This is a genomic window from Wenzhouxiangella sp. AB-CW3 (assembly GCF_014725735.1).
Classification (GTDB): domain Bacteria; phylum Pseudomonadota; class Gammaproteobacteria; order Xanthomonadales; family Wenzhouxiangellaceae; genus Wenzhouxiangella.
Window position 1 is genome coordinate 2,660,936 of record NZ_CP061368.1, and the last position, 15,360, is coordinate 2,676,295.

Consider the following 15,360-nt stretch of genomic DNA (forward strand, 5'->3'; position numbering starts at 1 on the left):
TTCACCCTCCACCAACACAACGCGGCGGTCGCAGGCGGGAGGATCCGCTGAAGGCCTCGCCACTGCGTTGAACTGAAGCGGATTCTCCCGCCTGAGACCGGCCTCGAAGCCACCCAAGCCACAATTACACAAAGCAAGGGATCAGAGCGGGCATCAACCCGCGGCCAGCAAGCGCTTCGGCCGCAATCGCCCCTGCCCGTCCATTTCGCCAATGCCCACAAAGGCTTCTTCACCGTAAATCCGCACCAGCCCCTCATGCGAGTCGGGCAAGCCGGCGATGGTCTGACCGTGGCGCGCTCGCCGGGTCTGCTCACCGTCCAGATGCAATTCGGGCAGATGCTCCAGGGCTCGATCGGGAGGCAGGAGCAGGGATCGGGCCGGCTCACGTTCGAGTTCGTCCAGGCCCTGCAGGGAAATGGCGGCATCGATGCTGAACGGCGCACTCAACGTACGCCGCAAGCCGCTCAGGTGGGCGCCGCAGCCCAGCAACTGACCGATGTCGCGCGCAAGAGAACGAATGTAGGTGCCCTTTGAACACCTGACACCAATCCGGACTTTCGGCAGATCGACATCCAGCAGCCGGAGCTCATGGATGGTGACCGCGCGGGGCGGCCGCTCGACCGTCTCTCCCCGGCGTGCCAGTTCGTAGAGACGCTGCCCCTTGTGCTTGAGCGCCGAATGCATGGGCGGCACCTGCTCTATGTCGCCCCGAAAACCTTCCAGCACCCGCTCGATCGCCGCTTCGTCCAGCGGCGGCAGTTCGCGCTCGGCAACCACCTCGCCCTCGGCATCCTCGCTGTCGGTTTCGACTCCGAGACAAAGCTCGGCCTCGTAGGCCTTGTCGGCATCAAGCAGAAAGGCCGAAACCTTGGTGGCCTCGCCGAAACACAGCACCAGCAGCCCGGAAGCCATGGGGTCTAGCGTGCCCGTGTGCCCGGCCTTCTTGATGCCCAGAATGCGCTTGGCCCGCCCCAGCGCGGCATTGGAAGTGATGCCGGACGGCTTGTCGAGCAGAAGAATTCCGCTTGCAGTCATGGGATCAAATGCTTTGTTCCAGGAGCATGTTTACTAATGAGGTCGTTAATCAGCAGACATTCAGCGCGATCAATTGATCCGCAGATGAACACAGATTCAATGGTTGACGACTACGGCAAAGGTTGACGACTACGGCAAAGGTTGACGACTACGGCAAAACAGCAATCAACGGCGAATCAGGTGCATCGCCATCATTCGCATCAGGACATTGAGTCTTACCAATGAGCTCAGGATCTCTTGCGTGCGGCCGCCAGCAGTTGTTCGATGCGCTCGCCGGACTCCGAGGAGGTGTCATGGATGAACTTCAGGCTGGGGGTCAGGCGCAGGCGCACGCGCTTGCCGAGTTCGTGGCGTACCTGGCCGGCATGCTCGTTGAGAAAGCTCAGGATATCCGGTGCCTGCTCGATTTCCAGCACCGCCACGTAGACCTTGGCATGAGACAGATCGCGTGCGACCTCGACGTCAGTCACCGTAATCAGGCCCGTGGGGAGTTCATATTCAAACTCCCCGTGCAGGATCTCTGCAAGTTCCCGCCGGAGCAGACCGGATACACGTTCTGAGCGCGGGGTGCTCATCGTCAGTCGTCGAGCGAGCGCTGCACTTCAACGCGCTCGAAACACTCGATCTGATCGTTTGGCTTGACGTCGTTGTACTGCTTCACGCCAATGCCGCACTCGGTACCGGCCTGAACCTCGCTGACGTCGTCCTTGAAACGGCGCAGTGACTCAAGCTCACCTTCGAACACGACCACATTGTCACGCAGCACACGAATCGGGTTGGCACGCTTGACCACGCCCTCGACCACAAGACACCCGGCCACGGCACCCAGCTTGGAAGACCGGAAAACATCCTTGACCTCGGCCAGGCCGATGATCTGTTCCTTGGTCTCGGTGCCCAGCAGACCACTGATGGCCTTCTTGACGTCGTCAATGGCGTCATAGATGACGCTGTAGTAATTCAGGTCGAGATCAGCTTCCTGGATGATTCTCCGTGCGGCAGCATCAGCACGGACATTGAAGCCGATGATGATGGCGCCCGAGGCCTGCGCCAGGCTGGCATCGGACTCGGTAATACCACCGACACCGGATGCCACCACGTTGACCTTGATCTCATCATTGGACAGGCGGGTCAGCGCATCCTTGAGTGCTTCGACCGAACCCTGAACATCGGCCTTGATAACCAGGTTGACGTTCTGCTGCTCCTCGGAGGAGCCGCCCTCGCCCATCTGATCAAACAGGCTTTGCAGCTTGGCCGCCTGCTTCTCGGCCAGGCGACCCTCGCGGGCGGCCTGCTTGCGCTGGTCTGCCGCCTCGCGCGCCTTGCGCTCGTCGGCCACCGCCAGCACGTCGTCACCGGCGTTAGGCACACCCGACAGACCCAGCACCTCGGCCGGGATGGACGGACCAGCTTCGGTAATCGGCTGACCGGCCTCGTCGAACATGGCTCGCACGCGCCCGAACTCCTCGCCGGCCAGAATGGTGTCGCCCTGGCGCAAAGTGCCATCCTGAACCAGGATAGTGGCGACCGGGCCACGCCCCTTGTCCAGCGAAGACTCCACCACCACACCGCGGCAACGACGCGAAGGCACGGCCTTGAGCTCGAGCACTTCCGACTGCAGCAGGATGGATTCAAGCAGATCGTCGATGCCATCTCCGCTGATGGCTGATACCGGCACGAATATCTCCTCGCCACCCCAGTCTTCCGGCACCACTTCCTCGGCAGCCAGTTCGGATTTGACCCGATCCGGATCGGCCTCTGGCTTGTCCATCTTGTTGACCGCCACGATCAGGGGCACATCGGCCGCCCGCGCGTGCTGGATGGCTTCCTTGGTCTGCGGCATGACGCCGTCGTCGGCGGCCACCACGAGAATGACGATGTCGGTAGCCTTGGCGCCCCGGGCACGCATGGCGGTAAACGCGGCATGGCCCGGAGTATCGAGAAAGGTCACGACCCCGTTATCGGTCTCGACGTGGTAGGCACCGATATGCTGGGTAATGCCGCCTTGTTCACCGGAAGCGACCTTGGCGCGCCGGATGTAGTCCAGCAGCGACGTCTTGCCGTGGTCGACATGGCCCATGACCGTAACCACCGGCGGACGCGTGACTTCGTCGCCTTCGGCCACCTCTTCCTCGGCCACCAGCTCCTGCTCGATGTCCTTGTCTTCGGCGACCTTGGCCTCGTGACCCATTTCCTCGACCACCAGTATGGCCGTCTCCTGGTCCAGTGGCTGGTTGATCGTGACCATGGTGCCCATATTCATGAGTGCCTTGATCACCTCGCCGGCCTTGACCGCCATCTCGCGGGCCAGATCGCCCACGGTAATGGTTTCGGGCACTTCGACGACCCGCTTGACCGGGGCGGTCGGCTTCTGGAAACCGTGCTCGGTGGACACACCCGCCACCTTGCCGGCGCGACGCTGCTTGCCCTTGGGCTTGCGGCGCTTGCTCTTGGGGCCGATATGCAATTCTTCGCGTCCGTACCGCGTCCCCGCATCCTTGGATGGCTTGTCCTTGGCCTCACGCCCTTTCGAGGCCTTGCGCTCGGCTTCCTTGCGGGCCGCCTCACGCGCCACTTTCTCTTCTACCCGGCGCTGAGCCTCAAGCTCGGCACGCGCCCGCTCGGCTTCCTTGCGGCGCTCTTCCTCTTCGGCCTCGCGCTTCTCGCGCTCCTCGGCCTCCTTGCGCTCCTGCTCTTCCTGCTCTGCACGCCGACGCTCGGCCTCCTCGCGCTCGGCACGCTCGGCTTCCTCGCGCTCACGGCGCGCTTCCTCCAGCGCCCGGGCCGCTGCTTCGCGCTCGGGATCGGACTGCTCCTGCTCGGCAATCTCGCGCCGCTTGACGTACGTGCGCCGCTTGCGCACTTCCACGTTTACCGTGCGCGATGGCGCCGCGCCACGACCACGAGTACGACCGGCGCCACCCGAAGGCACCTTGAGCTCGCTGACCGTCTTGCGCTTGAGGGTGACCTTGCGCGGCGTGCTGGCTTCGTCAACAGCCTGCTTGCCGTGGGTAGACCTGAGATAGCTCAGGAGCTTCTTCTTGTCTTCATTGGTCACCGAAGCGGCCGGGTCATCCACCTTGATGCCGGCTTCATTGAGCTGAGTGATCAGGCGATCGACATCGATCCCCAACACCTCAGCCAGTTGTGTAACAGTGACCTGGGACATGCAGTTTTCCTTGCAATCTCTTTCGTTTACTCTTCCGCGAACCAGTGGGCACGCGCCTTCATGATCAGCTCGGCGGCCGTGTCCGGTTCCAGATCCTTGACGTCTTCAAGCTCGTCGACCGAGCATTCTGCCAGATCGTCGCGTGTTCGGATGCCCTTCTCGGCCAGACGGAAGGCAATAGTATCGGTCATGCCTTCCAGATCCAGCAGATCCTGCTCCGGGCGATGCTCTTCGAGCTCTTCTTCCGAAGCGATCATCTGTGTCAGCAGCGCATCCCTGGCACGCTGGCGCAACTCGCCAACCACCGCCTCGTCGAACTCCTCGATACCCAGCAATTCCGATTCGGGCACGTAGGCTACTTCCTCGACGTTGGTAAAGCCTTCCTGGACGAGAATGTTGGCGATCTCTTCATCGACATCCAGCTTTTCCTTGAACATCTCCAGGATGGTGCGCGATTCCGATTCACTCTTCTGTTCGGCCTCTTCAACCGTCATGACGTTGAGATTCCAGCCGGTCAGTTCCGAAGCCAGCCGGACGTTCTGTCCGCCGCGCCCGATGGCCTGGGACAGATTCTCTTCCTCGACAGCGATGTCCATGCTGCCCGAGTCTTCGTCAACGACAATGGAGTGCACTTCGGCCGGCGCCATGGCGTTGATCACGAACTGGGCCGGGTTCTCGTCCCACAGAATGATGTCGATACGCTCGCCAGCCAGTTCATTGGATACGGCCTGAACGCGCGAACCGCGCATGCCGACACAGGCACCGATCGGATCAGTGCGGTCATCCAGTGCCTGTACGGCGATCTTGGCGCGCCGCCCCGGGTCTCTGGCCGCTCCCTTGATGTCGATGAGCTCCTGGCCGAACTCGGGCACTTCCAGCTTGAACAGCTCGATCAGAAATTCCTTGCAAGTCCGGCTGATGAACAGTTGCGGACCACGCTGCTCGGGCCGCACCTCGTAGAGGTAGCCACGCACGCGATCATTGATTCGCGCCGTCTCGCCCGGGATGGTATGTCGGGAGGGGATAAAGGCCTCGGCGTTCTCGCCCAGATCCAGCATCACCCCGCCCTTCTCCATGCGCTTGATCTGACCACTGACCAGCTCGCCGACCCGGCTTTCATAGGCTTCGACCACCTGTGCACGCTCGGCCTGGCGTACGCGCTGCACGATCACCTGCTTGGCGGCCTGGGCGGCAATGCGCCCGAACTCCGGCGGCTCCATCGGCTCCTCGATGAAGTCGCCGACCTCAAGGTCGGCATCATGTTCACGGGCATCGCTCAGACGAATCTGCCTGTCTGAAGATTCCAGCTCGGCCTCTTCCTCGTCGTCGGAGATCACTTCCCAGCGCCGGAAGGCCTCGTACTCGCCGGTATCACGATCGATCGCGACGCGAACCTCGACATCTTCGGGATGACGACGACGGGCAGCCGAAGCCAGCGCGGCCTCGATGGCCTCGAAGATCGTTTCGTGCGGCAAGCCCTTCTCATTGGAGACGGCTTCCACCACCTGCAGGATTTCCTTGCCCTTCTTCATGACCAAGCTTTCCGATTCATCTGTTCATTCACTAAAGTTGAGAAACTCAGCCGGCGTCTCCGGCAAACAACGCATCAAGATCCGGTGCCAGTTCCGCCCGCCTGATGGCATCCAGCGGCAATTCATGCTCCACTCCGTCAACCAGCAGAACCACGCTGTTCTCGTCGGCACGCACAATGCTGCCCTTGAACTTGCGTCGCCCATCCTGGGGCGCATGCAGCATCACGCGCGCCACTTCACCTGCGAAGCGCTGAAAATGCTCAGCCTCGAACAGGGGGCGTTCGACACCCGGGGAGGACACCTCCAGCGTGTACTGGCCCGGCACGGGCTCCTCGACATCCATCAGCGCCGAGACTTCACGGCTGACCCGCTCGCAATCCTCGACGCCGATACCCTCGTCGCCCTGGTCGATGTAGATACGGACCAGTCGATTCTTGGGGTTGGCGTGATACTCCACGCCAACGAACTCGTAGCCGAGATCCTCGATCACCGGCGCCAGCAGCGCTTTCAGCTTGTCCGTCGCGGCCATGCTCGTCTCCGTGTCGCGTCGGCACCGGCAAGGGTCCGGTTCCCTGTAACGAAAAAAGCCCCTTTGACCAGGGGCTTTTTTCGCTTCCAAAAACCTGGTAGCGGGGGCAGGATTCGAACCTGCGACCTTCGGGTTATGAGCCCGACGAGCTGCCAGACTGCTCCACCCCGCAATCGAGTTCTCTAGTATACGGCCGATCGAAAATGCTTTCAAGTCTCGTCCGGCCAGCGCCCCACAAGTGGCAACGCGGAGCGAATTATATCCGATCCGCGCAGGTATTTGCAGCGGATATGCGCTGCAGCCAGAATCCGGCCAGTATCAACGCTGCCACGGTGTAGATCAGTCCGCCGGGCACCCACATCAGGAGACCGGCCAGTTGCTGGTCACTGAGCTTGTCCAGGCCAGCAAATCCGGCCGGATGGTCCGGGTACAGCAGTTGCGGCGCAAAAGTCATCAGGGCGCCGAGCATGCCGGTATGCATCATGGTCAGCACCGCCAGCACCGCGGCCAGGCCGAAACCACCGGTACCCAGACGCCCGGGGGCAACCAGCGTCCACCAGAACCACATCCCGGTTGCAAAAAAGGCCAGATGCTCAAGGTCATGAATCAGGCGGTGCTCCAGCGCCAGCTGGTAGGGCAGCGGCAAATGCCACAGCCAGATCACCAGCCCGTGCACGATGAATGCCGTCACCGGCGCCGATGCCGTGGTGCCATAGAGGCCGCCCAGGATCGGCCCGGCTCGCCGCCGCGCAGCCGGCGGCAGCGCCATCATGTATTGCGGCATGGGCCGAGCCAGCAGAATCAGCGGCGGGGCCGCGGCCAGCAGCATCATGTGCTGCACCATGTGCCCGGCCAGACTGGCATGCGCCCAATGCTCCACCGGGCCGACCAGCGAGATCGCCAGCAACGACCACCCGGTGACATAAAGCGCAACCCGCCACAGCGCGGGCCTGCGACCAGCGCGCAACAACCCGGCCAGGTAGCCCACCAGTGCCAGCAGCAGCGCCCAGGCCACCCAGTCAAGGAACAACTCACCCGGCCCGTGTGCCGAGGCCGCCACCGGCACCAGCAGCCCTGCCCCGATCAGCCAGCGCACGGCGGCACCATGAGCACTGGGAAGAGGATGAACAACACGCCGGTCAGCGACACCCACAAGACCAGCCCCTCGACCCGGTGACGAAACTGCCGACTGCGCTCGCCCTCATCTGACTGGGCGCGCACGGGCCGCAGCCGGTGCCGCGCCAGTAGCAGGGCAATCACCAGCGCATGGCCGAAGCCGGCGATCAGCAACGACAGGGTGACCGGGTTGACCCGGCCGTCCGATGCGGCGCCCTCGAAGTGCTGGCAGCCCAGCGAGTAGCCGGCATAGAGCATGACAAAGCAACTGAACCACAGGATCAGGCCCGCGCTCATGCGCAGCAAGGCGCCGATTCCAGGCCAGGCCGTCACGCCGACTCCCCCAGCAGCGGCGGCAAACCATGCACCAGCGCCACCCCGATCAGCGTGACCAGCGCGGTGTAGAGCGCCCAAAGTCGGATGACGCGCAAGTCCAGGCTGCGAAGCGGAGAAATGAAGCCCGCCCGCCAGCGCAACAGTGCGTAGATCCCCATCATGGCCGCAATGAACGCGTGCAAGGTCAGATACCCCAGCAGGAACGAGGTCACGGCGGCGTAGGCATGACTGGTTGGCTCGGCCACGTCATTCACAAGCTGCATCGTCAATCCGGCAGTGGCAATCAAACCACCGGCCAGTGCCAGGATCAGGGCGGAAACCGGGCTGGCATTGCCGGCGTTGACCTTGACCGCGCGATGAAAACCGAAGAGTGCCGCCAATACGGCAAACAGTGTTATGCCCACGGCCGGCAGCGAGGTCCGAACGAACGACTCCGGCGGCCATTCCGGCGCCACGGCCCACAGGTAGAGATAGCCGAACAGCAAGGTGATGTAGAACGTGCCATTGACCAGCAGCCCGACCAGCATGCCCCACCAGCCCGGTGCGTCATGGACCTGCGCATGCAGCGGCAGCACCAGCTCACGACCGGCATCCTGCTTGTGCCAGTCACGGTCCAGTCCCGTGCTCCAGGCCCAGCGGAAGCCCGCGACCAGCGCGGCTGCGGCCCCCAGGGCGGAAACCCAGTAGGCGCCGAGCAGAAAACCGACAAAGAATACGGCCAGCAGGCTGGCGGTAATCAGCGGCAGATAGCTCGGCCCCGGCAACAGGATGATCTGGTCCGGTCGCCCGGTCAGCGGATGCACGCCCAGGGTTTCCTGCCAGCCATTGCGGGCCGTCGGCAGATATCCCTCGCCGCCGCGAATCTGTTGGTCTAGATCCGCCTGATCGCGCAGGGGTTCGCGCGAGGTCACATGCGGCAGTGCGGCAAAGTTGTAGGTAGCCGGCGGATGATCCAGGCTCCACTCCAGGGAACCGGCCTGCCAGGGGTTGATCGGCGACGGTGGGCCGGCACGAAGGCGGACCACCAAATCAAGAAAGAAGGCGGCAAAGCCGATGGTCAGCACGAAACCGCCGATGGAGCTGACCAGGTTGAGCCACTCCCAGCCCAGGCCCTCCGGGTAGGTGTAGACACGCCGCGGCATGCCGACCAGGCCGGTAAAGTGCATGTGCAGGAAAGTCAGGTTGAAGCCGATGAAGATCAGCCAGAAAGCCCACTTTCCCAGCCGCTCCGAGGGCGCCTTGCCGCTGATCAACGGCAGCCAGTAGTAGGCTGCGGCCAGGAGCGGAAAGACGAACCCGCCGATCAGCACGTAATGCAGGTGAGCGACCACAAAGTGGGTATCGTGTGCCTGCCAGTTAAAGGGCACCAGTGCCAGCATCACGCCGGTCAGCCCCCCGCAAACAAAAATGAACAGGAAACCGAACAGGTAGAGCATGGGCAGCCGAGCCACCGGACGCCCCTTCCACAACGTGGCCAGCCAGGAAAAGAACTGGATGGCCGTGGGGATGGCGACGAACATGCTGGCCGCCGAGAAGAAAACCAGCGCCAGGTGCGGAATGCCGACGGTGAACATGTGGTGCACCCACAACCCGAAACTGATGAAACCGGTGGCAACAACCGCGGCCACCACCCAGTTGTAGCCGACAATGGCGCGACGGGCAAAAGTCGGGATCATCATCGACACCGCGGCGGCAGCCGGCAGGAAGATGATGTAGACCTCGGGATGGCCGAACAGCCAGAACAGATGCTGCCAGAGCAGCGGATCCCCCCCCAGGGCAGCATTGAAGAATGGCCAGGAGAAGGCGCGCTCGATCTCGAGCAGAATGGAGGCAAGAATCAGGGGTGGGAAGCCCACCACCATCATCAGTGCGGTGACCAGAATGTACCAGCCCCACAGCGGCATCCGGCTCAGGCTCATGCCCCCACTTCGTACCTTGAGTACCGTTGTGACCAGTTCGATGGCAAAGGCAATGGCCGACACTTCCACGAAGGTCACGCCAATCAGCCAGACATCCGCATTGATACCCGGCGTGAACTCGCCGGATGACAGCGGGGTGTACATGAACCAGCCACTGTCCGGCGCCACGCCCAGAAACATCGATACCAGCAGGATCGACCCGCCAAACACGAAGCACCAGAAGCCAAACGCACTGAGCCGCGGGAAACTGAGATCACGCGCACCCAGAAACTTGGGGATGAAATACAGCGCCAGGCCCTCGATCAGCGGAATGGCGAACAGGAACATCATCACCGTGCCATGCATGGTGAAGATCTGGTTGTAGGCCGCGTTGTCGAGAAACTCGTTTCCCGGGATGGCGAGCTGGGCGCGAATCAGCATCGACAGCAGCCCGCCAACCACGAAGAACACCAGGCTGACGATAATGAACCGCAGCCCGATCACCGAGTGGTTGACCGCCGCCAGGCGGCCGAAGCCGGGCGGCGTGGAGAACAGGTGGTCCAGTCGCACTCTTTCTTCGGCCAGCTGATCGGTGGTCAGACTCATCGTTGCGCTCCCGCCTGCTCTTGCAGCCAGTCCTCGAAATCCTCGATTTCATGAACAACGACATCAAAAGCCATGTGCGCATGCAACGCGCCACAGAATTCGGCACACTGGCCACGGAAACGCCCGGTGTGCGTCGGTTCCAGGCGGAGCGTATTCGTGCGGCCCGGAATGGCATCCACCTTGCCGCCGAGTACCGGCACCCAGAACGAGTGGATGACATCGGCCGTCAAGATATTGAAATCGATACGCTGGCCTACCGGCAGATGCAATTCATCGGTCGTGACCACCTGCGCGCCATCGACCTCGGGGTATTCGAACTCCCAGTACCACTGGAAGGCGGTCACCTCCACGGTCAGATCAGCCTCACCGATGGGCAGCATGGAATGACCGCTGCGAACACCATAGACCAACAGCAGGGTAATCACGATCAGCGGCAGGACCACGCCACCGCCCAGCAACAGAAACCGCGTGCCGATGGCAAGCGGCCGCTTGTCGCGACGGTAGACCGCGTGCAGCCAGAACGCCGACATCAACAGCATGAACACCCCGGTACCGATCAGCATGGCCCAGGTGATCCAGGCGATGTCGGCCGCGCCCTGCCCGGCCGGCTCCAGGGCCGACATCGGTCCGCCACAGCCCCCCAGCAGGACAGACATGTACACGACCGATGCGGTGATACGATGTGGCTTCACTTGATCCGCGAACTTGTCCATGCCCCGGGAACCGTTACCGGACGACGATCGTGAAAGCCGCGTGGCCATTGCCGGCCACCCGCTGCACGCCATGATGGTGACCTTCCCGATTGCGTTCCTGATGAGCGTGGCCGCGACCGACCTGGCCTGGATACTGCTGGAAGACGACTTCTGGGCCCGCGTGTCGCTATGGCTGGTGGCCGCGGGCGCGTGCACCGGACTGGCGGCAGGGCTGGCCGGCACCGTCGAGCTGCTGCTGATTCCCGGCGTGCGGCGCCGCGGGGTAAGCTGGAGCCATTTCATTGCTGCCGTCACACTGATCTCCATTGCCTTTACCAACTGGTTTCTGCGCCTGGCCGGACCCGTAGAGATGATCCTGCCCTGGGGCTTTCTGCTCAGCCTGCTCGGCGCCGTGATGGTCGGTGTATCGGGCTGGCTCGGCGCCAACCTGGTCTTCGACCACAAGATCGGGGTCGTCGAGGACGACGGTGACTGATCAAATCGGCGCATCAGATCGGCTTCCAGCTGACCAGCACAATCACCAGGGCAATGACCATCACACCCGGCACCAGCAACACCAGGTGGGCAGCCGGACGCCGCCATTCCGGCGTCTCGTAGAGTTTCCCCATCAGGCGGCCAAGATACACGTGCAGCAGCACCATGGCCGCCACGGCAAACAGTTTCAGCACGATCCATCCCCCCAGCTGCGCGGCAAGAAACACCAGCACAGTCCCGCTGACCACGGCAATCACGGCCGCCGGCGACATCAGTCCAACGTAGACCAGGCGCGTCTGGTAACGCAGACGACGAAACGCCTCGGGCCGCCCGGCCACACCGGGGTGGCGGGCGAACAGACCGGGCAGGTAAAGCAGCGCCGCACTCCACACGGCGATGGCCGCGATGTGAACCAGCTTGATCAGGATGTAGGCACTCACGGATCCGACCACCGGAATTCAAGACCTCGGATTGCACAGAGCCTACACGATTCATCGGCAGGAGACTTCAATCTGCCTACGCATGTTTCTCGGCCATGGTTCTGTCTGGATAGTTGGATGGCCCTGGACCTGGCGGTCGTACACGGGCTGGAAAACCGGACCGATCAATGGCAGGGTGGGCAGAGCCTGGTGGACGCAGAATTCTGATTCGCCGACATGCCGGCCGGATGAAGGGTACCGCGCAGCACATGACCGGCGGGCCCGGTTCGCCGAGGCAAATGATCGAGTGCACGCGGGCATCGGCTGCCCCGGCCGGCGATCAGCCCGCCCGGCCCACCGGTTGCGGTATGCTGACTGGATTGGCTTAGAATCAATGCCCGAATCGAACCCATCAAATCGAACCCATCAAACGGAAAAGCGCGCTCAATGAACAACAAGCTGATCACCGCAGCCCTGTTGCTGCTGGCACCGTTCGCCCTGGCCCAGACCCCCGAACTGCGACAGATCATGGCCGACCCGGAATGGATGGGGTCACCGGTCGAGCAAGCGTGGTGGAGCCTCGACGGCGACGCCGTCTACTATCGCATCAAGCGCGATGAATCGACCCTTCGCGACATTCACCGCATAGACCTGGCCAGCGGCGATGACGAGCGCCTCGACTTTGCCGATCACGCCGGCATCGATGCTGCCAACCCCGTGTTCCACCGCGACACGGGCCGCGCCGCGTTCACGCGCGACGGCAATCTGTTCGTGCGCCTGCCCGACCAGGACCGCCCGCAACAGCTCACACGCACCACCGACACCGACAGCCAGCCGACATTCGGCCCCGACGGGGACCGCATCCTGTTTCGTCGTGGCAACAGCTGGTGGATGCATGACCTTGTCAAGCAACTGGCCTGGCCGGTCGCCGATCTGAAATTCGAGGACGAACCCGACGCCGAGCCCGATGACAGCCTGGCCAAAATGCAACTTCGCCTGTTCTCCAGCCTGCGCGAAGACCTGGATGATCAGCGCGAGCGGCGCCAGGAGGCCGAACGCGCAGCGCACGAGGACCCCACCCGTTCGCCGGCCCCCTGGTATCTGGGCGAAGGCATGCAACCCACCCAATCCAGCCTGTCGCCCGATGGCCGCTGGCTGCTGGTCGCGGTGCAGTCGGCTGCCCACCAGCCCGGACGAACCGATTCGCTGCCTCACTATGTCACTATCGACGGCTACATCGAGCAGGAAGAAAAACGCACGCGCGTGGGTCGCAACGAGCCGGCCGCGCAGTCGCTCTGGTTGCTCGACCTGGAACAGCGCGAGAAGCACGAACTGTCACTCGATGAACTGCCCGGCATACAGGACGACCCCCTGGCCGACCTGAAAAAGGCCCAGGACATCGACCCGCTGCCCGAAGGCGAAAACCGCGCCGTGAGCTTCATGGGCATGCAATGGCACCCCGATGGCCACCTGGCCGCCGTGCAGGTGCGCGCCAACGACAACAAGGACCGTTGGCTGGCCGTGCTCGACCCGCGCGAAGCCGAATTGGACAACCGCCACCGACTCACCGACGAGGCCTGGATCAACTGGGCTTTCAATGATTTCGGCTGGCTGCCCGACTCGGAAACCCTGTGGTTGTTGTCGGAGGAATCCGGCTACAGTCACTTCTACACCGTGGATGCGTCCGGTGGCTCGGCCCGTGCGATCACCCGTGGCGACTTCGAGGTCATGAACCCGGTCATGCTACCCGAAGGTGATCACGCCATCGTACTGTCCAACCGCAGTCATCCGGGCAAGTACGACCTCTACCGGCTCGACATCGCAGGCGGGAACCTCGAGCGCATCACCGAGCACCGGGGCATCGAGGATTTTGCCGTCCTGCCAGGCCACGACCAAATCCTGGTCCGCTACTCCGAAACCTACCTGCCGGCCCAAGTCGGGCTGGTGAATGCCAACAGTGGCGAATTGACCGCACTGACCGACACCCGCACCGAGGAATACCGCGCCATCGAGTGGCAGATGCCCGAAATCGTCGCGGTGGAATCCAGCCACGGCGCCGGCGCGATCTGGTCGCGTTTCTACCCGGCCCGCGCCGAACCGCCGCATGGCGGCGACCGTCATCCGGTGGTGATGTTCGTGCACGGCGCCGGCTACCTGCAGAACGTGCACTACCGCTACCCGCAGTATTTCCGCGAACAGATGTTCCACAACCTGCTCACCGAACGCGGTTATCACGTGCTCGACATGGACTTCCGCGCCAGCGCCGGCTACGGACGAGACTGGCGCACCGCCATCTACCGCCAAATGGGCACCCCGGAACTGGAAGACTACATCGACGGTGCCGACTGGCTGATCGACAACCACGATGCCGATCCGGATCGCATCGGCATCTACGGCGGATCCTACGGCGGCTTCATGGCCTTCATGGCTCTGTTCAACGCCCCTGAACGGTTCGCTGCCGGTGCCGCACTCAGGCCGGTATCGGACTGGGCCCACTACAACCACTCCTACACCTCGAACATTCTCAATACGCCCGAGGTGGACCCGGTAGCCTACGAACGCAGTTCACCGATCGAATTCGCCGAAGGTCTGGAAGGCCACCTGCTGATGACCGCTGGCATACTCGACGACAACGTCTTCTACCAGGATGTCGTGCGGCTGGCTCAACGCCTGCTCGACCTGGAAAAGGACAACTGGGAGCTGGCCACCTATCCGCTCGAACGCCACGCATTTACCCGGCCGGAGAGCTGGCGCGATCAGTACCAGCGCATTCTCGATCTGTTTGAACGCACCATCGGAGGGACACAATGAATGTCTTCATCACCGGCAACAGCACCGGACTCGGGTTTGGCCTGACCGAAGCCCTGCTGGAGCGAGACGCCATCGTCTGGGGCATGAGCCGAAGCGGCTGTGCACTCAAGCCCAAGTACGACGATGTCCTGCGCGACCGCATCCAGGATCTCGGCAGTCTCAACAGCATCGATGAAGGGCTCGATAGCCTGTTGTCGGACTGCCTGCGACTGGATCTCGTCATTCTCAATGCCGGCATCCTCGGTCGTATTCAGGAGATATCGCACACCGACGTGCATGACCTGGAACACATGATGCGGGTCAACGTCTGGGCCAACAAGGTCATACTGGACTGGCTGATCGAACGCCAGCTTCCGGTTGACCAGGTGGTGGCGATCTCTTCGGGCGCGGCGGTCAACATGAACTATGGCTGGGGGGGCTACTCGCTGAGCAAGGCCGCCCTGAACAACCTGATCCAGCTCTACGCCCAAGAGATGCCCGACACCCACCTGGTCTCCCTGGCGCCCGGACTGGTCGATACCGGCATGCAGGACTACCTGTGCGAAGAGGTTGACAGCGAAGACTTTCCCTCGGTACAGAAACTCAGGGACGCACGCGGCACCGATGACATGCCGGGGCCGAGGGCTGCCGGCGACGGCATCATCGATCTGCTCGACACGCTCAAGAACGATTACGAATCGGGAGCATTCGTCGATATCCGCGACATGTAGGTCAAGCAACGAGGC

The 15,360-nt window shown here is 62.7% G+C and carries 13 protein-coding genes and 1 tRNA gene; 3 read left to right on the forward strand and 11 right to left on the reverse strand.

All coding sequences use genetic code 11. The features are described from left to right. Window positions 1–153 precede the first annotated feature (153 nt). The 10 genes from truB to coxB form a co-directional block, all read right to left on the reverse strand. Window positions 154–1,035 carry a tRNA pseudouridine(55) synthase TruB gene (gene truB / locus IC757_RS11620; protein ID WP_190974476.1) on the reverse strand — a complete coding sequence of 294 codons (882 nt, stop codon included), beginning with the start codon at window positions 1,033–1,035 and terminating at the stop codon, window positions 154–156. A 227-nt stretch (window positions 1,036–1,262) separates the two neighbouring features. Further along, window positions 1,263–1,610, reverse strand: a complete 348-nt coding sequence (rbfA, locus tag IC757_RS11625; RefSeq protein WP_190974477.1) for a 30S ribosome-binding factor RbfA — start codon at window positions 1,608–1,610, stop codon at window positions 1,263–1,265. Window positions 1,611–1,612: 2 nt separating this feature from the next. Next, window positions 1,613–4,201 (reverse strand): translation initiation factor IF-2, encoded by a 2,589-nt coding sequence (gene infB, locus IC757_RS11630; protein WP_190974478.1) that lies wholly within the window; start codon window positions 4,199–4,201, stop codon window positions 1,613–1,615. Between the two features lie 26 nt (window positions 4,202–4,227). Then, window positions 4,228–5,733, reverse strand: coding sequence for a transcription termination factor NusA (gene nusA / locus IC757_RS11635; protein WP_190974479.1), 1,506 nt, complete (start codon window positions 5,731–5,733; stop codon window positions 4,228–4,230). A gap of 46 nt (window positions 5,734–5,779) precedes the next feature. After that, window positions 5,780–6,262, reverse strand: a complete 483-nt coding sequence (rimP, locus tag IC757_RS11640; protein WP_190974480.1) for a ribosome maturation factor RimP — start codon at window positions 6,260–6,262, stop codon at window positions 5,780–5,782. A gap of 95 nt (window positions 6,263–6,357) precedes the next feature. Continuing rightward, window positions 6,358–6,434, reverse strand: a tRNA-Met gene (locus IC757_RS11645). A gap of 84 nt (window positions 6,435–6,518) precedes the next feature. Then, window positions 6,519–7,358 carry a cytochrome c oxidase assembly protein gene (locus IC757_RS11650; RefSeq protein WP_190974481.1) on the reverse strand — a complete coding sequence of 280 codons (840 nt, stop codon included), beginning with the start codon at window positions 7,356–7,358 and terminating at the stop codon, window positions 6,519–6,521. Beyond that, a complete protein-coding gene (locus tag IC757_RS11655) occupies window positions 7,346–7,711 on the reverse strand; it encodes a hypothetical protein (RefSeq protein WP_190974482.1) in 366 nt (121 codons plus the stop codon). The genes IC757_RS11650 and IC757_RS11655 overlap by 13 nt, the downstream gene beginning before the upstream one ends. Beyond that, on the reverse strand, window positions 7,708–10,218 hold the full coding sequence (ctaD, locus tag IC757_RS11660; protein ID WP_190974483.1) for a cytochrome c oxidase subunit I: 2,511 nt from the start codon (window positions 10,216–10,218) through the stop codon (window positions 7,708–7,710). Before ctaD ends, IC757_RS11655 begins: the two co-directional genes overlap by 4 nt. Next, window positions 10,215–10,874 (reverse strand): cytochrome c oxidase subunit II, encoded by a 660-nt coding sequence (gene coxB, locus IC757_RS11665; RefSeq protein ID WP_223846107.1) that lies wholly within the window; start codon window positions 10,872–10,874, stop codon window positions 10,215–10,217. Before coxB ends, ctaD begins: the two co-directional genes overlap by 4 nt. Window positions 10,875–10,929: 55 nt before the next feature. Between coxB and IC757_RS11670 the strand changes: the two genes are divergently transcribed. Beyond that, a complete protein-coding gene (locus tag IC757_RS11670; protein WP_190974485.1) occupies window positions 10,930–11,406 on the forward strand; it encodes a DUF2231 domain-containing protein in 477 nt (158 codons plus the stop codon). Window positions 11,407–11,419: 13 nt separating this feature from the next. On the opposite strand, the gene IC757_RS11675 is transcribed toward IC757_RS11670, so the two are convergent. Beyond that, window positions 11,420–11,845, reverse strand: coding sequence for a CopD family protein (locus IC757_RS11675; protein ID WP_190974486.1), 426 nt, complete (start codon window positions 11,843–11,845; stop codon window positions 11,420–11,422). Between the two features lie 426 nt (window positions 11,846–12,271). Between IC757_RS11675 and IC757_RS11680 the strand changes: the two genes are divergently transcribed. Together IC757_RS11680 and IC757_RS11685 are read left to right on the forward strand one after the other, a co-directional pair. Then, window positions 12,272–14,635 carry a prolyl oligopeptidase family serine peptidase gene (locus IC757_RS11680; RefSeq protein ID WP_190974487.1) on the forward strand — a complete coding sequence of 788 codons (2,364 nt, stop codon included), beginning with the start codon at window positions 12,272–12,274 and terminating at the stop codon, window positions 14,633–14,635. Continuing rightward, entirely contained in the window at window positions 14,632–15,345 is a 714-nt protein-coding gene (locus IC757_RS11685) for an SDR family NAD(P)-dependent oxidoreductase (RefSeq protein WP_190974488.1), read from the forward strand. Before IC757_RS11680 ends, IC757_RS11685 begins: the two co-directional genes overlap by 4 nt. Window positions 15,346–15,360 lie beyond the last annotated feature (15 nt).